Origin of the sequence: Streptomyces resistomycificus, assembly GCF_001514265.1 — a bacterium.
GTDB lineage: Bacteria > Actinomycetota > Actinomycetes > Streptomycetales > Streptomycetaceae > Streptomyces > Streptomyces resistomycificus.
Genome location: NZ_KQ948990.1, coordinates 872026 through 892579, shown reverse-complemented (window position 1 = coordinate 892579; position 20554 = coordinate 872026). Strand labels below are relative to the sequence as shown.

21 protein-coding genes are annotated in these 20554 nt (G+C 71.7%); 10 read left to right on the top strand and 11 right to left on the bottom strand.

Annotated elements, in window-relative coordinates; genetic code table 11:
* Positions 1-14: 14 nt before the first annotated feature.
* The 6 genes from AQJ84_RS14035 (at position 15) to AQJ84_RS14010 (ending at position 5431) form a co-directional block, all read left to right on the top strand.
* A complete protein-coding gene (locus AQJ84_RS14035; RefSeq protein WP_053190879.1) occupies positions 15-1490 on the top strand; it encodes a penicillin-binding transpeptidase domain-containing protein in 1476 nt (491 codons plus the stop codon).
* Positions 1491-1572: 82 nt separating this feature from the next.
* Positions 1573-2094 (top strand): DUF3291 domain-containing protein, encoded by a 522-nt coding sequence (locus AQJ84_RS14030; RefSeq protein ID WP_030038167.1) that lies wholly within the window; start codon positions 1573-1575, stop codon positions 2092-2094.
* A gap of 140 nt (positions 2095-2234) precedes the next feature.
* A complete protein-coding gene (locus AQJ84_RS14025; protein WP_030038168.1) occupies positions 2235-3173 on the top strand; it encodes an AurF N-oxygenase family protein in 939 nt (312 codons plus the stop codon).
* A 75-nt stretch (positions 3174-3248) separates the two neighbouring features.
* Complete coding sequence (locus AQJ84_RS14020; RefSeq protein WP_053190876.1) at positions 3249-3902, top strand: TetR/AcrR family transcriptional regulator; 654 nt, start codon at positions 3249-3251, stop codon at positions 3900-3902.
* Between the two features lie 46 nt (positions 3903-3948).
* The gene (locus AQJ84_RS14015; RefSeq protein WP_030038169.1) at positions 3949-4266 is read left to right on the top strand and encodes a hypothetical protein; all 318 of its coding nucleotides are present in this window, start codon (positions 3949-3951) and stop codon (positions 4264-4266) included.
* Positions 4267-4408: 142 nt separating this feature from the next.
* Entirely contained in the window at positions 4409-5431 is a 1023-nt protein-coding gene (locus AQJ84_RS14010) for a C40 family peptidase (RefSeq protein WP_037802203.1), read from the top strand.
* Positions 5432-5459: 28 nt separating this feature from the next.
* Here AQJ84_RS14010 and AQJ84_RS14005 read toward each other — a convergent pair whose 3' ends face one another.
* The 5 genes from AQJ84_RS14005 to AQJ84_RS13985 are packed head-to-tail and all read right to left on the bottom strand — an operon-like array spanning position 5460 to position 11259.
* Positions 5460-6713 (bottom strand): styrene monooxygenase/indole monooxygenase family protein, encoded by a 1254-nt coding sequence (locus AQJ84_RS14005; protein ID WP_030038171.1) that lies wholly within the window; start codon positions 6711-6713, stop codon positions 5460-5462.
* A gap of 14 nt (positions 6714-6727) precedes the next feature.
* Positions 6728-7411, bottom strand: coding sequence for a GTP-binding protein (locus AQJ84_RS14000; RefSeq protein ID WP_030038172.1), 684 nt, complete (start codon positions 7409-7411; stop codon positions 6728-6730).
* The gene (locus AQJ84_RS13995) at positions 7392-7844 is read right to left on the bottom strand and encodes a DUF742 domain-containing protein (RefSeq protein WP_051869576.1); all 453 of its coding nucleotides are present in this window, start codon (positions 7842-7844) and stop codon (positions 7392-7394) included. Before AQJ84_RS13995 ends, AQJ84_RS14000 begins: the two co-directional genes overlap by 20 nt.
* The gene (locus tag AQJ84_RS13990; protein ID WP_030038174.1) at positions 7841-8344 is read right to left on the bottom strand and encodes a roadblock/LC7 domain-containing protein; all 504 of its coding nucleotides are present in this window, start codon (positions 8342-8344) and stop codon (positions 7841-7843) included. The genes AQJ84_RS13995 and AQJ84_RS13990 overlap by 4 nt, the downstream gene beginning before the upstream one ends.
* Positions 8341-11259, bottom strand: coding sequence for a sensor histidine kinase (locus tag AQJ84_RS13985; RefSeq protein ID WP_079022634.1), 2919 nt, complete (start codon positions 11257-11259; stop codon positions 8341-8343). Before AQJ84_RS13985 ends, AQJ84_RS13990 begins: the two co-directional genes overlap by 4 nt.
* A gap of 365 nt (positions 11260-11624) precedes the next feature.
* Between AQJ84_RS13985 and AQJ84_RS13980 the strand changes: the two genes are divergently transcribed.
* The gene (locus AQJ84_RS13980; protein WP_030038175.1) at positions 11625-12413 is read left to right on the top strand and encodes a protein phosphatase 2C domain-containing protein; all 789 of its coding nucleotides are present in this window, start codon (positions 11625-11627) and stop codon (positions 12411-12413) included.
* Between the two features lie 12 nt (positions 12414-12425).
* On the opposite strand, the gene AQJ84_RS13975 is transcribed toward AQJ84_RS13980, so the two are convergent.
* The 3 genes from AQJ84_RS13975 to AQJ84_RS13965 all read right to left on the bottom strand — a co-directional run bounded on the left by AQJ84_RS13975 (position 12426) and on the right by AQJ84_RS13965 (position 14069).
* Entirely contained in the window at positions 12426-12623 is a 198-nt protein-coding gene (locus tag AQJ84_RS13975; protein WP_030038176.1) for a DUF397 domain-containing protein, read from the bottom strand.
* A complete protein-coding gene (locus tag AQJ84_RS13970) occupies positions 12620-13444 on the bottom strand; it encodes a helix-turn-helix domain-containing protein (protein WP_051869577.1) in 825 nt (274 codons plus the stop codon). Before AQJ84_RS13970 ends, AQJ84_RS13975 begins: the two co-directional genes overlap by 4 nt.
* Positions 13445-13574: 130 nt before the next feature.
* The gene (locus AQJ84_RS13965; protein WP_030038178.1) at positions 13575-14069 is read right to left on the bottom strand and encodes a MarR family winged helix-turn-helix transcriptional regulator; all 495 of its coding nucleotides are present in this window, start codon (positions 14067-14069) and stop codon (positions 13575-13577) included.
* Between the two features lie 241 nt (positions 14070-14310).
* On the opposite strand from AQJ84_RS13965, the gene AQJ84_RS13960 reads away from it, so the two are divergent.
* Complete coding sequence (locus tag AQJ84_RS13960; RefSeq protein ID WP_198536292.1) at positions 14311-15138, top strand: lysozyme; 828 nt, start codon at positions 14311-14313, stop codon at positions 15136-15138.
* Positions 15139-15211: 73 nt separating this feature from the next.
* Here AQJ84_RS13960 and lon read toward each other — a convergent pair whose 3' ends face one another.
* The gene (gene lon / locus AQJ84_RS13955; RefSeq protein WP_053190870.1) at positions 15212-17635 is read right to left on the bottom strand and encodes an endopeptidase La; all 2424 of its coding nucleotides are present in this window, start codon (positions 17633-17635) and stop codon (positions 15212-15214) included.
* Positions 17636-17807: 172 nt separating this feature from the next.
* On the opposite strand from lon, the gene AQJ84_RS13950 reads away from it, so the two are divergent.
* Together AQJ84_RS13950 and AQJ84_RS13945 are read left to right on the top strand one after the other, a co-directional pair.
* Positions 17808-18356: a GNAT family N-acetyltransferase gene (locus AQJ84_RS13950; protein WP_051869582.1), complete on the top strand. Its 549-nt coding sequence runs from the start codon at positions 17808-17810 to the stop codon at positions 18354-18356.
* 118 nt (positions 18357-18474) lie between these two features.
* A complete protein-coding gene (locus AQJ84_RS13945) occupies positions 18475-18825 on the top strand; it encodes a DUF1330 domain-containing protein (RefSeq protein WP_053190869.1) in 351 nt (116 codons plus the stop codon).
* A gap of 82 nt (positions 18826-18907) precedes the next feature.
* Here AQJ84_RS13945 and AQJ84_RS13940 read toward each other — a convergent pair whose 3' ends face one another.
* Positions 18908-19558, bottom strand: a complete 651-nt coding sequence (locus tag AQJ84_RS13940; RefSeq protein ID WP_030038184.1) for an MOSC domain-containing protein — start codon at positions 19556-19558, stop codon at positions 18908-18910.
* Positions 19555-20454: a rhomboid-like protein gene (locus AQJ84_RS13935; protein ID WP_225889093.1), complete on the bottom strand. Its 900-nt coding sequence runs from the start codon at positions 20452-20454 to the stop codon at positions 19555-19557. Before AQJ84_RS13935 ends, AQJ84_RS13940 begins: the two co-directional genes overlap by 4 nt.
* Between the last annotated feature and the right edge of the window lie 100 nt (positions 20455-20554).

Here is a 20554-nt window from a genome sequence, read left to right as displayed (position 1 = left end):
CACCGGGAGGCCCGATGACCCGCCACATCCGCCACTCCGCCTTCTTCTGCGCCCTGCTGCTGGTGGCACTGTTCGTCAACGCGACCCGGATCCAGGTCTTCCAGGCCGCTTCCTACGACGAGAACCCGGCCAACCGCCGTCACACCATCGCCCGTTACGGCCAGCCGCGCGGCGACATCCTGGTCGGCGGCCTGCCGGTGACCGGCTCCCGGGACACCGGAGAACAGCTCCGCTACGAACGGACGTACGAGGACGGGCCGTTGTACGCCCCCGTCACCGGGTACGCCTCGCAGGAGTACGGGACGGCCCTCCTGGAGCACTCCGAGGACTCGGTGCTGTCCGGAGCGGACCCGATGCTGTCGCCGTTCCCGCTGTGGAACGACTTCACGCGCTCCCAGAACGCCGGCGGTGACGTGGCGACGACCCTCGACCGGGCGGCCCAGCAGGCCGCGTACGACGGGCTGGACGGGCGCAAGGGCGCGGTGGCGGCGATCGAGCCGTCGACCGGACGGATCCTGGCGCTGGTGTCGACGCCGTCGTACGACCCGGCGGCGCTGTCCGGGAACGACTCGGCGGTGGGCCGGTCCTGGACGCGGCTGAACGGCGACGCGGACAAGCCGATGCTGAACCGGGCGGTGCGCAAGACGTATCCGCCGGGGTCGACCTTCAAGGTGGTGACCGCGGCGGCGGCACTGGACGCGGGCGTGGTCAAGGACGTCGACCAGCGGACCGACTCGCCGGCCCCCTACCGGCTGCCCGGGACGACGACGCGGCTGACGAACGAGTCGGACGGCTGCGAGAACCTCTCCCTGCGGGAGGCGTTCAAGTGGTCGTGCAACACGGTGTTCGCCAAGCTGGGTGTGCGAGTGGGCGTCCGGAACATGACGGCGACGGCACAGGCCTTCGGGTTCAACGACACGGCCCTGAGGATCCCGTTCTCGGTGGCGCAGAGCACCTTCGACACCTCCGTCGACAAGGCGCAGCTGGCGCTGTCGTCGATCGGGCAGTACAACACGCGGGCCACGCCCCTGCAGATGGCGATGGTGTCGGCGGCGGTCGCCAACGGCGGCCAGGTGCGGCAGCCGTACCTGGTGGAGCGGACCACCCGGGCGGGTGGCTCCACGGTCGAGACGGCCGGGGCGCGCCCGCTGCGGCAGGCGATGCACCCGGCGACCGCCGCCCGGCTCAGGGAGCTGATGACGGAGGTGGTCACGGACGGCACCGGCACCAACGCCGCGATCCGCGGGGCCACCGTCGGCGGCAAGACCGGCACCGCCCAGCACGGCCTCGGCAACTCCGGGACGCCGTACGCCTGGTTCGTCTCCTGGGCGCAGGACCACCGTGACATGGAGGCGAAGGTGGCGGTCGCGGTGGTGGTGGAGGACGCGGAGGCGGACCGCGGGGAGATCAGCGGGGGCGGTGACGCGGCACCGATCGCCCGGGCCGTGATGGAGGCGGTCCTGAAGTCCGCGGGTGGCAGAGGCCGTTGAGCCGTCCGGAGCGGACGGGTGATGCCCGTCTGCTGAGACGGGGTCTGGGCGACCCGTGGTCTCCCGACCTATCGTTCGGTCCATGACGACAGCCGCGTACGAACTCGCCCAGGTCAACCTCGCCCGCCTCCAAGCCCCGCTGGACTCCCCGCAGTTGAAGGACTTCGTCGACGCCCTCGACCCCGTGAACGCCGACGCGGAGGCCGCCGACGGCTTCGTGTGGCGGCTGCAGTCCGAGGAGGGCGACGACGCCACGGACATCAGCGTCTTCGACGACCAGTGGCTGATCATCAACATGACGGTGTGGCGCGACCCGAACGCGCTGACGGCGTACATGTACCAGGGCCGGCACCGCGAGATGCTCTCCCGCCGCCGGGAGTGGTTCGAGCGCGTGCAGGAGGCGATGACGGCGCTGTGGTGGGTTCCGGCCGGGCACCGCCCGACCGTCGCGGAGGCCGAGGCCCGCCTGCTGCACCTGCGGGCCAACGGCCCCACGCCCTACGCCTTCACCCTGCGGACGTCGTTCCCGGCGGGCGCGGCGGAGCCGGCGACGGGGCAGCCGGCGACGGGGGAGGTCGCCGACGACCTCGGGTGCCCGGTCTGAGGTCCGGCTCCTTCCCCGGCCACATGTAGACACCGGGTCAACAAGTCGTGCGGAGGGGATTGACGCGCTTGCTGACAGGCAGTCTCATAAGACGGCAGGAGAAGTGAACCGCCGGTAACACACGACGAGGTGGATCAGCCATGACGACCCTGACCGAAGCCGACGCGCTGGACGGGCTGCGCGACGCGCTCGGGCTGCTCAAGGACCGGGAGCAGGTGGCCGAGCGGCTGCTCGCCTCCTCCGCGAAGCACTCCTTCGACCCGGACAAGGAACTGGACTGGGACGCGCCCTTCGAGGAGGGCAGGTGGTTCTGGCCGCCGGAGCTGGTGTCGCTGTACGACACGCCGTTGTGGAAGCGGATGAGCGAGGACCAGCGGATCCTGCTGTCGCGGCACGAGGCGGCGGCGCTGGCCTCGTTGGGCATCTGGTTCGAGATCATCCTGATGCAGCTGCTGGTGCGGCACATCTACGACAAGGCGGCGACGAGCGCGCACGTGCGGTACGCGCTCACGGAGATCGAGGACGAGTGCCGCCACTCGAAGATGTTCGCCCGGCTGATCGAGCAGGGGGGCACGCCCTGGTACCCGGTGAGCCGCGCCCACCAGCACCTCGGCCGGCTGTTCAAGACGATCTCCACCACGCCGGGTTCCTTCACCGCCACCCTGCTGGGCGAGGAGATCCTCGACTGGATGCAGCGGCTGACCTTCCCCGACGAGCGGGTGCAGACCCTGATCCGCGGGGTGACCCGGATCCACGTGGTCGAGGAGGCCCGCCATGTGCGGTACGCCCGTGAGGAGCTGCGGCGCCAGATGGTGACCGCGCCCAGGTGGTCGCAGGAGTTCACCCGGGTCACCTCCGGCGAGTTCGCCCGGGTGTTCTCGGTGGCGTTCGTGAACCCGGACGTCTACACGAACGTGGGCCTGGACCGACGTGAGGCCCTCGCCCAGGTCCAGGCCAGCGGCCACCGCCGGGAGATCATGCAGACGGGAGCCAAGCGCCTGACCGACTTCCTGGACGACATCGGGGTACTGCGGGGCGTCGGCCGACGCCTGTGGCGGTCCTCCGGGCTGCTCGCCTAGGGCCTGTCGGCGGACAGCCCTGGGCAGCGGGTTGGGCCGGGGGTCCGCGGGGGTGCGCCGGTTACGCTGCCCGTCATGACCCCCTCCGCGCCCACCCCCGCCTACCGCCGTCTCAGCGTCGAGGAGCGGCGCAGTCAGCTGCTCGACGCCGCGCTGTCGCTCTTCGCGCACCGGGCGCCCGAGGAGGTGTCGCTCGACGACGTGGCGGAGGCGGCCGGGGTGTCGCGGCCGCTCGTGTACCGGTACTTCCCGGGCGGCAAGCAGCAGCTGTACGAGGCCGCCCTCCGGTCCGCCGCCGAGGAGCTGCGCAACTGCTTCGACGAGCCCCTTCAGGGCCCCCTCCTCCCCCGCCTCTCCCGCGCCCTGGACCGCTACCTCGCCTTCGTCGACCAGCACGACGCAGGCTTCAGCGCCCTCCTGCAGGGCGGCAGCGTCGTCGAGACGTCCCGGACGACGGCCACGGTGGACGGCGTGCGACGGGCCGCCGCCGAGCACATCATGCGGCACCTGGAGGTCACGGAAGCCGGCCCCCGGCTGCGGATGACCGTCCGGATGTGGATCACGGCGGTCGAGGCGGCCTCCCTCATCTGGCTGGACGAGGACAAGCAGCCGCCCGCCGCCGAACTGCGGGACTGGCTGGTGGAGCAGTTCGTGGCGGTCCTGTCGGTGACCGCGCGGCGGGACCAGCAGACCGCGGCGCTGGTCGAGGCCCTCTCCGCGGATCTCTGACCCCTGCGCCGACGGCCGGCCCCCGCGAGGCAGGCCCTCGCGACGGATGGCCGACACTGGTGCCGTGAAGAGCGAAGACACCCCCTTCGAGGGCGGCCCCATGGACGGGCGGGTGCTGCCCGTCCTGCTGGGCGTCACCGGGCATCCGCCCAAGACCTACCGCATCCCCGTCCCGGACGCCGCCGGCGGCCCGCCCACCGTCCTCGTCTACCGCCGGGTCCCGCGCGCGCACGGCAAGAAGCTCGGACTCCACCAGGGATGGAAGTACGAGTACGACCCCACGGGGCAGGCCGGCCGACGCAGGTGGCCCTGGTCCAGGCCGGACGCCACGCCGGGCGGCAAGCCGGACGCCACCGACGGGTGACCGGGTTGCGCCGAACCGCGCACATCCCGCGCGCGGACCCGCCGCCCACGTCTGATGCTCGCGGTGCGGAGCGGAAGGGCTGCTCCGCACCGGAGGTGATGACGTGTCAGGAAGGCTTCTGCGTCTCGTCTGTACGGCGGCGATGGCGGCCGCAACCGTCCTCGCGCCGCTGCCCGCCGCGGCCGTGCCTGAGCCGCCGGAGCCCGGGCAGCGCTCGGTGGCCGCGCTGCTGACGGACCTTCAGCGGCTGTACCGAGAGGCCGAGCGGGCCACCGAGAAGTACAACGCCACCGAGGAGGAGCTGAAGAAGCGGCGTGCCGAGGTGCGGCGCCTGGACGCCGAGCTCTCCCGCGCCCGGCTCTCCCTGCACGACAGCCGGGGCGCGGCCGGCCGGCTGGCCCGGCAGCAGTACCAGGACAGCACCGACTTCTCCCCGTACGTACGGCTGCTCCTTGCCCGCGACCCCCAGCACGCGCTCGACCAGGGGCATCTGATCGGCCAGCTGGCGCGCGAGCGGGCCGAGACGGTGGGCCGTCTGACCGGCAGCGAGAAGAAGGCCGACGGCCTGGCCCGGGCGGCCCGCAAGGCCCTGGACCGGCAACTCACCGTCGCCGCACGGCAGAAGAAGGAGCGGGACGCCGTACGCGAGCACCTGAAGGACGTCGAGGAGCTCCTCGCCTCCCTCACCGCCGAACAGCTCACCGCGCTGGCCGAGCTCGAGCGGCAGGGCGTCGACAGGGCCCAGGACGAGCTCGTGACCTCCGGTGCGCTCAGCAGCCACCGCCAGCCGTCCCCGGAGGGCGAGCTGGCGCTGCGCTACGCCGAGCGGCAGCTCGGGAAGCCGTACGAGTGGGGCGCCGAGGGCCCGACGTCGTACGACTGCTCGGGCCTGACCTCCGAGGCCTGGGAGCACGCCGGGACCCCGATCCCCCGGACCAGCCAGGAGCAGTGGGCCCGGCTCCCGAGGATCGAGCTGGACGAGCTGCGCCCGGGCGACCTGGTGATCTACTTCCCCGAGGCCACCCACGTGGCGATGTACCAGGGCGAGGGCAAGGTGGTGCAGGCCCCGAGGACCGGCGAGAAGGTCAAGGTCTCCCCGATCGCGTCGTACCCGATCCTGGGAGCGGTGCGTCCGGACGCCCCGCCCGCACAGGCGCGGGGCTGAGACGCCGGACGCCGTGCGGTCCGGGCGGTCAGGAACCCATGACCTCGGCGAGGTACGCCTCGGTCTTCGCGGGCTCGTAGAAGAAGTTCTCGAAGTCGGCGGGGTTGTCGAAACCGTTGGCGAAACGATCAGCCACCGGCGGCAGCTGCCCGGCCGCGCCGATCAGGTTCAGGACGTGCTCCGGCGGCGGCCCGAGCATCGCGTTGGTCCACTTGGTGACGTGCTGGGCGGAGTCCCAGTAGCGGTCGAACGTGGCCCGCATCCAGGTCTCGTCGAACTCCTCGTCCCCGTGCTCGAGGATCGACGCGAGGTAGGCGGCCGCGCACTTGGACGCCGAGTTGGAGCCCTGTCCGGTGATCGGGTCGTTGGCGACGACCACGTCGGCGACGCCGAGGACCATTCCACCCCCGGGGAGGCGGCCGACGGGGTTGCGGACGGTGGGTGCGTAACGGCCCGCCAGCGTGCCGCCGGCGTCGGTCAGTTCGACCTTGGTGGCCCGCGCGTGCTCCCAGGGGACGTACTTCTCCATGAGTTCCAGGGTCAGGGAGAGGTGCTCCGCCGGGTCCTTGACGCCGTTGAAGACGTCGAGCGGGCCGCCGGGTATGCCCTCCCAGAAGAGGATGTCGGCACGGCCCGAGGTGGTGAACGTCGGCATGACGAACAGTTCGCCGACGCCGGGGACCAGGTTGCAGCGGACCCCCTCGTAGTCCGGGTGCTCCGGACGCGGGTCGAGACCGTGGACGTACGAGACGGCCAGCGCACGCTGCGGCTCGCTGTAGGGCGACCGCTCCGGGTCCCGGGCGAACATGGACACCAGTTCGCCCTTGCCCGCCGACACCAGCACCAGGTCGTAGGAGCGGGAGAAGTAGTCGAGGTCGCCGACCGCCGCGCCGTGGATGACCAGCTGGCCGCCGCGCTGCGCGAAGGTCTCCATCCAGCCGGCCATCTTCACCCGCTGGTCGACCGACTGCGCGTACCCGTCGAGCCGGCCCACCCAGTCGATCGCGCGGGCCGCGGGGCCCTCGCCCCAGGAGCCCGGGGCGGCGACCGAGACGCCGAGTCCTTCGATCTTCGGGGCCTGGGACTCCCAGAAGTTCAGCTGGAGATCGCGCTCGTGCTGGAGTGCCGTGGGGAACATGCACTGCGTCGACATGACCCGGCCGGACCGGATCTCGTCCGCGGTCCGGTTGGACATCAGGGTGACCTCGTACCCGTGCGACTGGAGTCCGAGGGCGAGCTGGAGTCCGGACTGGCCGGCTCCGACGACGAGTATCTTCCGCATACGGGGCTGTTCTCCTACTCGGGTGTGACGTCCAGCGCGTGGCCCACCAGAGCCAGGAGGGTCTCGATCGCCGAGATCCGGCGGCGCGCATCCATGATCATTACAGGTATGTGCGCGGGGATCGTCAATGCCTCCCGCACGTCCTCCGGTTCGAACCGCTCGCTGCCGTCGAAGTGGTTGACCGCGACGACGTACGGCAGTCCGCAGCTCTCGAAGTAGTCCAGCGCGGGGAAGCAGTCCTTGAGGCGCCTGGTGTCCGCGAGGACGACGGCGCCGATCGCGCCGCGCACCAGGTCGTCCCACATGAACCAGAACCGCTGCTGGCCCGGCGTGCCGAACAGGTAGAGCACCAGGTCGTCGTCGAGCGTGAGGCGGCCGAAGTCCATGGCCACGGTGGTGGTCAGCTTGCCGGGCGTGGCGGTGAGGTCGTCGTGCTCCTCGCTCGCCTCGGTCATCAGCGCCTCGGTCTGCAGCGGCGTGATCTCCGAGACGGCGGTGACCAGCGTGGTCTTGCCGACGCCGAAGCCTCCCGCCACGACTATCTTCGTGGCGATCGGGGCGCGGGTGCGGTCCGTCTGCCAGGGCCGCAGCGGCTCGTCCGGTTCGACGAGCCCCGGTTCGGCACGTCCCGGTTCGGCACGCCCCGCAACGGGACGCGGGGAGACACCGCGAGCGGCGTCAGAGACGACGGAGTCCACTCAGCACCCTTTCCAGCAGAGCGCGGTCCGGCCGACCCGTGCCGTGACCGGTTCCTGTTCCGTACACCCGGATCTTTCCCTGGTCCGCGAGGTCGCTGAGGAGCACCCGGACCACGCCGAGCGGCATCTTCAGCAGCGCGGCGATCTCGGCCACCGTGCGCATCCGGCGGCAGAGTTCGACGATGGCCCGCATCTCCGGCATGACCCGGGTGTGGAGGGAGCCGTTCGTCAGTTCCTTGCGCTCCTCGGCGGCCTCGATCGCGGCGGTGCTCGCCACGAACGTCTCCACCAGGAGGACGTGTCCGAAGCGGGTACGGCCGCCGGTGAGCGAGTAGGGGCGCACCCGGGCCGGTTTGCGGTCGCCGCCGCGGACCGGCAGGCGGTTCGGCGTACTGCTGCTTCGACTGCTGCTACTGCTCACGCTGCTGCTCATCGGACACTTCCCGTCGACTCGCCCTCGAGGGACTCGCGCAGCTCGCTGCGGAGTTCGGGCGTCAGGACGTGGCCGGCCCGGCCCACGAACAGCGCCATGTGGTACGCCACGACGCTCATGTCGCAGTCCCCGGAACCGTGCACGCCGAGCAGCGAACCGTCGCTGATCGACATCACGAACAGGCTGCCCTCGTCCATGGCGACCATGGTGTGTTTCACCGGGCCGGATTCCATCAGCTTGGCGGCACCGATGGTCAGGCTGCCGATGCCGGAGACGATGGTGGCGAGGTCGGCGGCGGAGCCACGCGGTCCGGTGGGCTTGTCGTCGCGTGCCTCGCGTGCCGCCGCGTTGCGGTCGGCGTCGGAGGAGAGCAGGAGCAGACCGTCGGAGGAAACGACGGCGACCGACTTGATGCCCGGAACCTCCTCGACGAGATTGGTCAGCAGAAAGTGCAGATTGCGTGCCTCACGGCTCAGTCCGAAGGTACTGGGCGCGGTCAACTGCTTGCCTCCTCGGCTGTGCCCCCCGTGACTTCTCCGGATTGTGCGGATTCCCTGGTGGGTGTGGGCGCCTTGTTCTGGCCCGTCTGTTCGGCGATCTCCACCTCCACGTCCCGGTAGCCGGCCTCCGCCCCCCGGCGGAAGCCACCGAGACGGCGGCGGAGTGCTTCGGCGTCCACGGATCCGCTGCGCGGGCGGGGCGCCTGTGTGGGTGCGGTGATCTTCGGGGTGCGCTTGGGCAGGCCCTTGTCGGTGAGCGGTTCGTCCGGCGTGCGTTCGTGTTCCGTCTCGGCTTCGCCGTCGACGGCTGCGGGTTCGGTGGTCGCGGGCCCGGGCTCGGGCTCGGGCTGCGGTTGTGACTGCGGCGGCGGCTGCACCGCCGACGCCGGTTCCGGTTCCGGTTCCGGTTCCGGGATCGTCTCCGGTTCCGGCTCCGGTTCCGGCTCCGGGTCGGGGCCCGGACTCGGCTCCGGCTCGGGTTCCCGGTCGGGGTCCGACAGGAGTTCCGGCTCCGGCTCCGGCGACGCGGGGAGCGGCACCATGAGCTCCATGGTGGTCTCCGCGGGGGCCTCCGGCTCGCTGTGTCGTACGGCCTTCTCCGCGAGGGCCACCAGCGGGTCGCCGGGCTCCGAGCGGCCGTACAGGACGTTGGAGTTGACCTCCGCGTCCGCGCCGGGCAGGGAGAAGGCGTGGGCGCCGCCGGCGGCGGGTGACGAGGACGCCGTCGGGGCGGCGGCGGTCGGGGCGGCTGCCAGCAGCGTCTTCGGGAGGACGACGACGGCCGCGATGCCGCCCTGCTTCTGCTCGCGCAGTTGCACCCGGACGCCGTGCCGGTGGGCGAGGCGGGCGACGACGTACAGGCCGAGGCCGAGTCCCTCCTCGCCGCTCTGGCCGTCCTCACCGTCGCGGCCGTGCTCGCCGTGCTCGTCGAGGGAGCCGTAGGACTCGTAGGTCGTCTCGGGGTCGAAGTCGGCGAGGCGGGCGTTGAGCCTGCTCAGCCGGTCGCCGGTCATGCCGATGCCCTCGTCGTGGACGGAGAGCATGACCTCGCCGCTCTCCAGGAGCCAGGCGGAGGCCTCCACGGGCACGTCGGGCGGGGAGAACGAGGTGGCGTTCTCCATGAGTTCGGCCAACAGGTGGGAGAGGTCGTCGGCGGCGAACCCGGCGATGTGCGCGTGCGGCGGCAGGGCCGCGATACGAACGCGCTCGTAGCGCTCGATCTCACTGACCGCGGCCCGCACCACGTCGACGAGCGGGACGGGGACGGCGCTCTGCTGGACGTGTTCGGTTCCGGCGAGGACGAGGAGGTTCTCGCTGTGCCGGCGCATCACCGTCGCGAAGTGGTCGAGCTTGAAGAGCGTGGCCAGCCGGTCCGGGTCCTGCTCGCGCTCCTCCAGACCCTCGATGACCGCGAGCTGCCGCTCGACGAGGCCGAGCGTGCGCAGGGCGAGGCTGACGAAGGTGGAGCCGATGCGGGTGCGCAGCTGCTCCAGCTGGGCGGCGGAGTCGGCGAGTTCGGTCTTGAGCTGCTCGCGGGCGTCGGCCATCTTCTGCCGCTGGCCGACCAGGTGCTTGCGGTCGGCCTCCAGGGTGGTGACGCGCTCTGCGAGTGCCGCGGCGTGTGCGTGCAGGGCGTTGACGGAGCGGACGACCTGGGCGAACTCGTCGTTGCGGCCGGTGAAGGTGACCGGTTCCTCGGCGGCCGGGTCCGGCGCCTCGGCGAGGCGGGCCGAGCCGCGCCGCAGGACGGACAGCGGCCGGGTGAGCGTACGGGCCATGGCGGTGGCGATGCCGACGGCCAGCAGCATCAGGGCGCCGAGGACGGCGATGCGGATCTCCAGCGCTGTGACGTCGTCGTCGCGCAGCTGGGCGAGGTCCTTGACCCGGCGGTCGTAGAGGGCGGCCTCGGCGCCGCGCATCGCGTCGATCCGGGCGGAGAGGGCGGCGTCCAGCTTGGTGGCGCCGGTGCCGAGTTCACCGCCGGACAGGGTCGGCTGGTCGGTGAGCGTCGCGAGGTACTTCTCCGCGGAGTTCACCTCGGGGCCGGTGACCGTGGAGTCGTAGCGTGCCTTGGCCTCGGCGGGGGCGGTCTCGGCGAAGTCCGCGAGGGCGGCGTCCGAGCGCAGCCGGGCCTGCTGGGCGGCGGCGGTGAGGGCGTCGCGCTGCTTGGTGTCGGCGTCCGAGGAGTTGGTCTCGGTGGCCGGCAGGCCGGTGATCGGGTCGACGACGGTCCGCGTCGTCGTCGGCACGGCGAGGGCCGCGAGGAGGAGCCCGCGGGTGGCCGCGGCCTGCTGGACGGCGGAGTCCAGCTCGGCGAGGGCGTAGCCGCCGGAGCCGGCGCGGGGCGGCAGCCGCTCGGCCAGGTCCTCGGCGAGCCGGTGGAGGTCGGAGATGGCGGACGAGTACGCCTGGTGCGCCTCGAAGGCGCTGCTCTTGCCGGTGAGTGCCGACCGGCGCACGGCCGCTATGCCGTCCAGGTCGCCCCGCAGGGCGGCGGGCAGGTCGCTGTCGGCGCGCAGTTCCTCCACCTGGCGGTCGACGCGGACGCTGCGCTGCTCGCTGGGCGCCTTGGACTTGGGGCGGCCGGCGGCGATGTAGGGCGTCACCTCGTCGCGTTCGTCGGCGAGGGAGTGGGCGAGCGCGAGGGCGTCCTGGGTCTGCTCGGCGAGGGTCACCAGGCCCTGCGAGTCGCTGAGTTCCCCGGAGGCGGTGATCAGGGAGGGCACGCCCGCTCCGGCTATGGCGGCGGCCACGACGGTGACGGCGAGGATGAGCCGGGTGCGCACATGGGTGGGACGGCCCTTGCCGACGGGTGCGGCGGGGGCTGCGGTGCCGGGCGTGGGCTCCACGCCTTCTCCGGAGGCCGCCTTCTTGCCTGTACGACGAGGCCGCGTCTTCTGCACCGGTGCTCGCATTCCTGACTCGTGAGTACCCATGGGCCGGGTTACGCTCCGCCACCGAGTGTCGACTCTGCGTACACTCAGTACGGCCCCGACCCTCCCAGTGCCGGTGGGCGGTGGTCGCGCATCATTGGACCCGCCACCCGAAGGAGTGAACCTCGGAGGGGAGTTGACGGGCAAGTTCCTGTGGCTTGTGCGACACCCTCGCGCGGTGGGCCGGTTGGACGTCGGCGACGGGCGGTGGCAGTATTCGCCGTCACGCCCTCCCGGAGTGCGTCATTCCACCCCAAACCAGGCGCCTGACCTGCACGACTGCGTCAATTCGGCGTCCGGTGGCGGCCTTTCGCGCACCTTGTGAAGAGCTCGTGCAGACTGGCCGGATGCGTACGGAACTTGTCTCGGAACCCGGCGATCCGGCCCGCCCCAACGAGGACTTCGCCGGTGTCGCCCTACCGGCTTCCGGACTGGGCGGCACGCTCGTCGTCCTGGACGGGGTGACACCCCCCAAGGGTGCGACGGGCTGTCTGCATTCGGTCCCCTGGTTCACTTCCCGGCTCGGCGGTGCCCTGACCGAACTGACCGTTTCCTACCCAGATCTGGCGCTGCCGGAGATCCTTTCCCGAGCGATTCTTCGAACCGCCGAGGCCCACGAAACGACTTGTGACCTTTCTCACCCACGAACCCCACAGGCAACGGTGGTTGTGGCGCGGTGGTCGGCGGAGTCGGTGGAGTACCTGGTTCTGTCGGACTCGGCGCTGCTGGTGGAGTCACCCGACGGCACCGTGACCCCCCACCTGGACGACCGCCTCGCCCTCCTCCCCCGCGCACTTCTGGCCACGGACGCCCTGATCGACGCGGAGATCCGCAACAAGGAGGGCGGCTTCTTCACGGCGGCGGCGGATCCGACGGTGGCGGGGCGCGCGGTGACGGGGGTGCTGCCCCGGGAAGAGGTCCGCGCCCTGGCGGCCCTGACGGACGGGGCGACCCGGTGGGTGGAGAAGTTCGGCCAGGGCGACTGGACCGACTGCTTCGCCTTCGCACGGAAGGAAGGGGCGGGGGCGCTGGTGGAGCGGGTACGGGGGCTGGAGCGGGGGGATGCGGAGGCGCGGGAGTTCCTGGGGCGGAGCAAGACGCATGATGACGCGACGGTGGTGTTCGTGGAGTTCTGAGCCTTGCCGGACTTACTTGACAGAGCCCCGGACGAAGGCGGCCCACGCGTCGGCGGACACGACCAGCACCGGTCCGCCGGGGACCTTGCTGTCGCGGACGGGTATGAGACCGGCGAGGCCGTCGGCGACCTCGACGCACGAGCCGCCGTCCGCGTTGCTGTAGGACGACTTGCACCAGCGCACGGAAGTCAGATCATGCGTGCTGCTCATGGGGTGTACTCCTCCGCGAGTCGGCAGATGAAGGCGAGGGAGGCCCGTGGTGACATGGCAACCGCCCTGGCCAGATCGTAGGACTTGGCGTTGCCGGCGACCACTGCCGGATCCTCGATCAACAGCCCCGAATAGGCGGCCTCGGTGTACACCACAGGTGGTTCGTCGGCGAAGGTCATAAGCGTGGTGGTCCCGTACAGGAGCGGATTCACCCCGCCCGAGAACGGCATCACCTGCACCACGGCCCGCTCGCTCCGCGCCATCTCGGCGACGTGCGCCAACTGCTCGCGCATGATCTCGTCCCCACCGACCGGCACGCGCAACACGGCCTCGTGAATGATGAACCACAGCTCGGGTTGGCCCGCCTCAACCGCACGCGCCCGCTCCTGCCGCACGGTGACGCGGCGTTCGATCTCTTCCGGGTCGACCCGCGGCCGGGCAGAGCGGATGAGGGCCCGCGTGTACTCCGGCGTCTGCAACAGCCCGGGTACGACCATCGTCGCGAAGTCACAGACCGTCAGGGCCCGCTGCTCCAGCTCGGCCGCCGCCGCGAAGTAGCTCGCGAACCTGGACGCCTTGAGGATGGCCTCGCACAACCGCCGGAAGAACCCGTCCGCGTGGAGGGCTTGGTCGATCCGCTCGGACAGCTCCAACTGCGGCCTACGACTGGCCATCTCCATCAGCCCGACATACGCCCCCGAGCAGAACACCAGATCCCCGAGCCCACCCTGCGACAGCCCCGCCTCTTCGCGCCTGCGGCGTAACTCGGCGCCGTAGAACTCGGTCATGGAGGCGGGGTCGAGAGGCTTCGGCTGGGTCATGTCGGCTCCCTGTTCCGGAATCACCCTGGGGCGGTACCGCCCGAAATCCCCAGGGAATTCCCTGGGGCGCTCCGGTGAGCCGAAAACCTACGATGAGCCACTCAAAGGGACGAACCTCCCCCGGCCCGCCCTACTTCTCCATCCCCTGGTTCAGCTGCCCCAGCAACCGTGCCAGCTCCCCCACCTCGCGCGGATCCCAGTCGGCGAGCCGCCCCGCGTACCGTGCCCGGCGGGCCTCGCGCACTCTGCGGACCCGTTGGTGGCCCTCCTGGGTCAGCGCGACCAGCCAGGCGCGGCCGTCCGCGGGGTCGGGCTCGCGGGCCACCAGGCCGAGTTCCTCCAGTGCGCGCAGCTGGCGGGACATCGTGGCCTTGCCGACGCCGATGTACGCGGCGAGTTCCGTGGCGCGCTGACGGCCGTACTCGTCGAGGCGCACGAGGAGGCCGTAGGCCGCCGACTCCAGGTCGGGGTGGACCTCGCGGGCCATCTCGCCCTGGTTGGCGCGGGCGCGTCGCAGCAGGACGGTCAGTTCGCGTTCGAGGGCGAGGAACGCGGGCTGGTCCACCCCGCTCGCGGACACGCCGGAGTCGACACCGCTTCTGTCGCCGTTCCCGTCTTCGTGCACGTCAGCCCCTGCCTCGGATGTCCCGGTCCTGGAAGTTACCGCCAAATGGCCGCATCGTCGCAGCTCCGCCAGTATTTCGCAGGGCTGGACCGACGGCAGCCTCCGGGCCCCTCCACCCGGCGTGCCACGTGCGCGGCTTCGGGTCAGGGCCGGCATGGCCTCGCCGGAAACGGTGCCGGCGGCAGGTCGACGGTGATCCTTCCGCCGAGCACCACCGAGCCTCCGGAGGCACGCTGTGTTCGTGCCTAGACCCGATACGCGCCGCCCCCGGCGCCACCTCCTCACCGGCGTCCTGCTCGCCGCCCTCACCCTCCCCCTCACCCTCACCGCCCCGTCGTCCCCGGCCTCCGCGACGGCGACCCCCGCTCGCGGATCCGCCTACATGGGCATGGGCGTCGTGGCCCACGACGGCCAGGGCGGTCTCCCCGCCGACAACCGCGCCGCCCAGACGGAAGGCGTCGACGTCTCCAGCCACCAGGGCAACGTCGACTGGCCGAAGCTGTGGAGCAGCGGGGTCAAGTGGGCCTACGCCAAGGCGACCGAGGGGACGTACTACTCCAACCCCTACTTCGCGCAGCAGTACAACGGCTCGTACGACGTCGGGATGATCCGCGGCTCCTACCACTTCGCCACCCCGGACACCACGAGCGGCGCCACCCAGGCCGACTACTTCGTCGACCGCGGCGGCAGCTGGTCCCCGGACGGCAGGACGCTGCCCGGCGCGCTCGACATCGAGTGGAACCCGTACGGCGACGCCTGCTACGGCAAGTCGCAGAGCGCGATGGTCACCTGGATCCGCGACTTCCTGAACCAGTACCGGGCGCGGACGGGACGGGAGGCCGTCATCTACACCGCCACCAGCTGGTGGGCCCAGTGCACCGGCGACTACGCCGGTTTCGCCGCCGCCACCCCGCTGTGGATCGCACGGTACGCGTCCACCGTGGGGCCCCTGCCGGCCGGCTGGAGCAACTTCACCATGTGGCAGTACACGTCCACCGGCCCGACCGTCGGCGACCACGACCGGTTCAACGGCGCCTTCGACCGGGTCGTCGCCCTCGCCGGCGGCTGACGTCGGCGGGTGACAGGACGAAGGCCCGGGCCTCCCTCACGGGACCCGGGCCTCGCCCGTCCGGTGGCGTCCGTCACGCCGCCACCGGCACCTCCGGCGTCGCCCCGTTGGTGGCGGGCGCGAGCGCCAGCTCCAGGACCTGGCGGACGTCCGTGACGGCGTGGACGTCGAGCTTGTCCAGGACCTCGGCCGGGACGTCGTCCAGGTCGGGTTCGTTGCGCTTGGGGATCACGACCGTGGTGACGCCCGCCCGGTGCGCGGCGAGCAGCTTCTGCTTCACACCGCCGATCGGCAGGACCCGGCCGGTCAGCGAGACCTCGCCGGTCATGGCCACGTCCGTACGGACCAGCCGTCCGCTCAGCAGCGACGCGAGTGCCGTCGTCATCGTGACGCCCGCGCTCGGGCCGTCCTTGGGGACCGCGCCCGCCGGGAAGTGGATGTGCACGCCCCGGTCCTTCAGGTCGCCCACGGGCAGCTCCAGCTCCGCGCCGTGCGACCGCAGGAAGCTCAGCGCGATCTGCGCCGACTCCTTCATGACGTCACCCAGCTGGCCCGTCAGGGTCAGGCCCGCCGCGCCGGTCTCCGGGTCCGCCAGCGACGCCTCGACGTACAGCACGTCGCCACCCGCGCCGGTGACCGCGAGGCCCGTCGCCACGCCCGGTACGGCGGTGCGGCGCTCCGCGGGGTCCTGGGCGGACTCCGGTACGTGGTGCGGCCTGCCGATGAGATCGCGCAGGTCCTCGTCGCGGACGGTGAACGGCAGCTTCCGCTCGCCCAGTTCGTGCTGGGCCGCGACCTTGCGCAGCAGTCGTGCGACGGACCGCTCCAGGTTGCGGACGCCCGCCTCGCGCGTGTACTCGCCGGCCAGCTTGCGCAGCGCGCTCTCGTCGAGGGTGACCTCGGCCTTCTCCAGACCCGCCCGCTCCAGCTGACGCGGCAGCAGGTGGTCGCGGGCGATGACGACCTTCTCGTCCTCGGTGTAGCCGTCCAGCCGGACCAGTTCCATACGGTCGAGCAGCGCCTCCGGGATGGCCTCCAGGACGTTGGCCGTCGCCAGGAACACCACGTCGCTCAGGTCCAGCTCCACTTCCAGGTAGTGGTCCCGGAAGGTGTGGTTCTGCGCCGGGTCCAGGACCTCCAGGAGGGCGGCCGCGGGGTCGCCGCGGAAGTCCGAGCCCACCTTGTCGATCTCGTCGAGCAGGACCACCGGGTTCATCGACCCGGCCTCCTTGATGGCGCGCACGACACGGCCGGGCAGCGCGCCGACGTACGTACGCCGGTGGCCGCGGATCTCGGCCTCGTCCCGCACGCCGCCGAGGGCGACCCGGACGAACTTGCGGCCCATGGCGTGGGCGACGGACTCGCCGAGTGAGGTCTTGCCGACACCGGGCGGGCCGACGAGGGCGAGCACGGCGCCGCCGCGCCGGCCGCCGACGACACCCAGACCCCGGTCGCTACGGCGCTTGCGCACCGCCAGGTACTCGGTGATCCGCTCCTTCACGTCCTCCAGGCCCGCGTGCTCGGCGTCGAGGACCGCCTTGGCGCCCTGGATGTCGTACTGGTCCTCGGTCCGCTCGTTCCACGGCAGTTCGAGGACGGTGTCGAGCCAGGTCCGGATCCACGAGCCCTCGGGCGACTGGTCGCTGGAACGCTCCAGCTTGTCGACCTCCTTGAGGGCGGCCTCCCGGACCTTCTCCGGCAGGTCGGCGGCCTCCACGCGGGCACGGTAGTCGTCGGACTCCTCGCCCTCCGACTCGCCGTTGAGCTCGCGCAGTTCCTTGCGTACGGCTTCCAGCTGGCGGCGGAGCAGGAACTCGCGCTGCTGCTTGTCGACGCCCTCCTGGACGTCCTTGGCGATGGTCTCGGCGACGTCCTGCTCGGCGAGGTGGTCACGCAGCTGCTGGGTGGCGAGCTTGAGACGGGCGACGGGGTCGGTCGTCTCCAGGAGCTCCACCTTCTGTTCCGTGGTCAGGAAGGGCGAGTAACCGGAGTTGTCGGCAAGGGCGGAGACGTCGTCGATGGCCTGGACGCGGTCGACGACCTGCCAGGCGCCGCGCTTGCGCAGCCACGCGGTGGCAAGGGCCTTGTACTCCTTGACCAGTTCGGTGACCTGCCCCGGCAGCGGTTCGGGCACGCGTTCGTCGAGCCGGGTGCCCTCGACCCACAGCGCCGCGCCCGGGCCGGTGGTGCCGGCGCCGATCTTCACACGGCCGCGGCCGCGGATCAGCGCACCCGGGTCACCGTCGGCCAGCCGGCCGACCTGCTCGACGGTACCGAGCACACCGGTGCCCGCGTACGTCCCGTCGATGCGTGGTACCAGCAGCACCCTGGGCTTGCCCGGCTCCGACCGTGCGGCGGCCTGGGCGGCCTCCACCGCGGCGCGGACGTCGGCGTCGTTCAGGTCCAGCGGAACCACCATCCCGGGCAGCACGACCTCGTCGTCGAGCGGCAGCACAGGCAGGTTGAGCGGTGTGAACGCCGTGGACTCAGTAGCCATGATCTCCCCTTCGGCAGTCAAGTTGAGCTATGCCGACTCAATGCACGTGCGCCGCCGAATGTTCCCCCAGGCGCGTTCGCTGTCAGCGATCACGCTCCAACTGCCCTCTGACCAGGTCTGACATGATGCGCCGGTGATCGCTCCGATACCTCCGGTCGTCCCCGCGGGCCGCATGTCCGACAACGCCCAGCCGGTCCTCGACCTTCCCGGCACCGGCCTGGAACTGCGGCCGTGGCGACTCGCGGACGCCGACGCGCTCGTCGCCGCCGGCCGGGACCCTGCGATCAGCCACTGGAACCTGCTCCCGGAGCAGACTCCCGACCAGGCACGCGCACGCGTGGAGCGCATGCACGAGCGCTGGGCCGCGGAGACCGGCGCGATCTGGGCGATCGCCCGGGTGGGCGGCGGGGAGGTCGTGGGCCTGACCGGCTGGATCGGCGTCGACCTCGGTGGCGGCAGTGCCGAGATCGTCTACTGGGTGCTGCCCGCCGGACGCGGTGGCGGGGTCGCCGTCCAGGCCGCGCGTCGCCTCACCCGGTGGGCCCTGGACGACCTGGGTCTGCACCGCGTCACGCTGTGCCACTCGGTGTCCAACCCGGCGTCCTGCCGAGTCGCCGAGAAGGCCGGATTCACCCTGGAGGGCACCATGCGCGGCGCCCTGCTGCACGCCGACGGCCGGCACGACCAGCACCTGCACGCGCGCGTGCGGGGCGACGACTGACACTCCGCCCACCGCACGGCAACTGCCCTGTCTCCGCAACGGAGTTCACAAGCACCGCCCCTCAAGCGCAGGGCATACCATCCTCGTCGCAGAGAGTTCGACCCGACGGAAGGACACCATGCCCGCCTACGCGATCGCCCACCTGCAAGAGGCCGCGCCGCACCCGGAGATCATCGAGTACGTCGAGCGGATACCCGCCACCTTCGAGCCGTACGGCGGACGCTTCCTCGTGCACTTCGCGCAGCACGAGGTGAAGGAAGGCAGCTGGCCCGGGAGCGTCGTGGTGATCGGTTTTCCCGGGATCACGGAGGCGCGGGCCTGGTGGGACTCACCTGAGTACCAGGAGATCGCACCGTTGCGCTCGCGGCACATCCAGGGCGACATCATCCTCGTCGAGGGCGTGCCCGACGGCTACGACCCGACCGCCACCGCGAAGTCGCTGCGGGAGGCCCTGCGCGACGAGCGGTGACTCAGCCGGGTGACGCCGTCGTCCGGTCCGTCGCCCGAACCGTCGTCCGACGCGCGCGGAGGGTCCCCCTGGAGGGGACGGCCTAGGCGGTCGTACGCCTGCGGACCAGGTCCTTGATCTCCTCCGGCAGCGCGTCGGCGGCCCGCAACCGTGGCAGCAGCTCCGGTTCGAGGGTCATCGCGCGGAAGACGAGCGCGACGGTCACCTCGTGGTCCGGCCGGTGCACGATCTCGACCGGATCGGCGGCACTGATGTCCCCCGGCTCGATCACGCGCAGATACGCGCCCGGCCGCGCGGCCCGCGTGAAGCGCCCGAGCCAACCGTCACGCTCCAGCCAGCCCTGGAACGTCACGCACGGGATCCGCGCGCACGACACCTCCAGGACGACGTCCGGCCCGATGCGCCAGCGCTCACCGATCCGGGCGCCGTTGACGTCGAGGCCGGTGGTCGTGAGGTTCTCCCCGAAGACGCCGCCCGCGAGCGGCCTGCCCAACTCGGCCTCCCATCCGTCGAGATCCTCGCGGGCGTAGGCGTAGACGGCCTGGTCGAAGCCGCCGTGGTGCTTCACGTCGTAGACCCGGTCGCCGGCGAGACCGACCGCGCCGGTGCCCTTGGGGCCGGGGGCGACGACCGCGACCGGGCCCTCGACAGGCTGCTTGTCGATGCCTGTCGCGCCGAGCCCCTTCCAGGGGTTGGGGCGGGGCCTGCCGACGTTGACGGAGAGCAGCTTCATGGGACGACGGTAGGGTCTGCCGCGCCCCGGGGGCGACACGTTTTCCCCGCCGCGGCCCGGCCCGGGCGGACCGAACCCCCGGACCCCCGTGTCCGGTGCCGGCGTCGCGTCGCCGGCCACGTGGCGATGCCGATCGTCAGTGAGATCAGGTGGCCCCAGTTGGTCAGCGGGTCCGTGAAGGCGACCAGGTCCAGGATCAGCATCCCGCCGAACAGCGCCAGCAGCGGCCAGCGCAGCCACGGGGTGAGCAGGCCGGCCAGGGCGCCCACCGAGGTGGCGACGCCGAAGCTGACGCCGTAGTCGAGGCGGTGCAGCGAACTGTCGGGCAGGTGGCCCGCCAGTACCGCGAGCCCCACCGGGACCTCGGTCGCGAGGGTGGCGAGCACATGCCCCAGCAGGAAGACACCGGCCGTGCGCAGGCCGCCGATGCGACGCTCAAGGGCGGTCAGGACGAAGAAGAAGCCGATCGCGTACGGCGAGAGGACGCCGCCCGCGATCCACAGCGCGCTGGCCACCAGGACGAGGACGGGCGTCCGCACCAGGTGCGCCACATCGGTGCTGGACGCCTGGTGCAGGGTGTGCACGAGGGCGGGGTCGGCGTACTCGGTGACCAGGGAGGTGACGGCGAGGACGGCGGCGTAGCCGAAGGTGAAGGGTGTCCCGGTGGGGGTGGGCAGCAGGCACCAGGGGCGGAAACGGAACCGGGGGCCGGGTTCACGGGGTTCCGCGGCGGCCGGCGTGACCGGCGCGGGGGCGGCCCGGGGCGCGGCACCTCTCTGGGCAGGCATCGCGTCCAGCAGGCCGGAGACGCCGGGCACAGGGGCGTCTTGCCCCGCCGCGCTCCCGGGCACCGGCGGGGAGGAACCCGTCGTACCCACCGTCACGTTCCGTTCCACGGTGAGGCGCTCCTTCCGTTCACCCCACCCTTGGCTTCCCACCGGGGCGCTGTCTGTGACCCGCGCCACCCCGACGCCGATTCACAGCCACTTCTCAAGA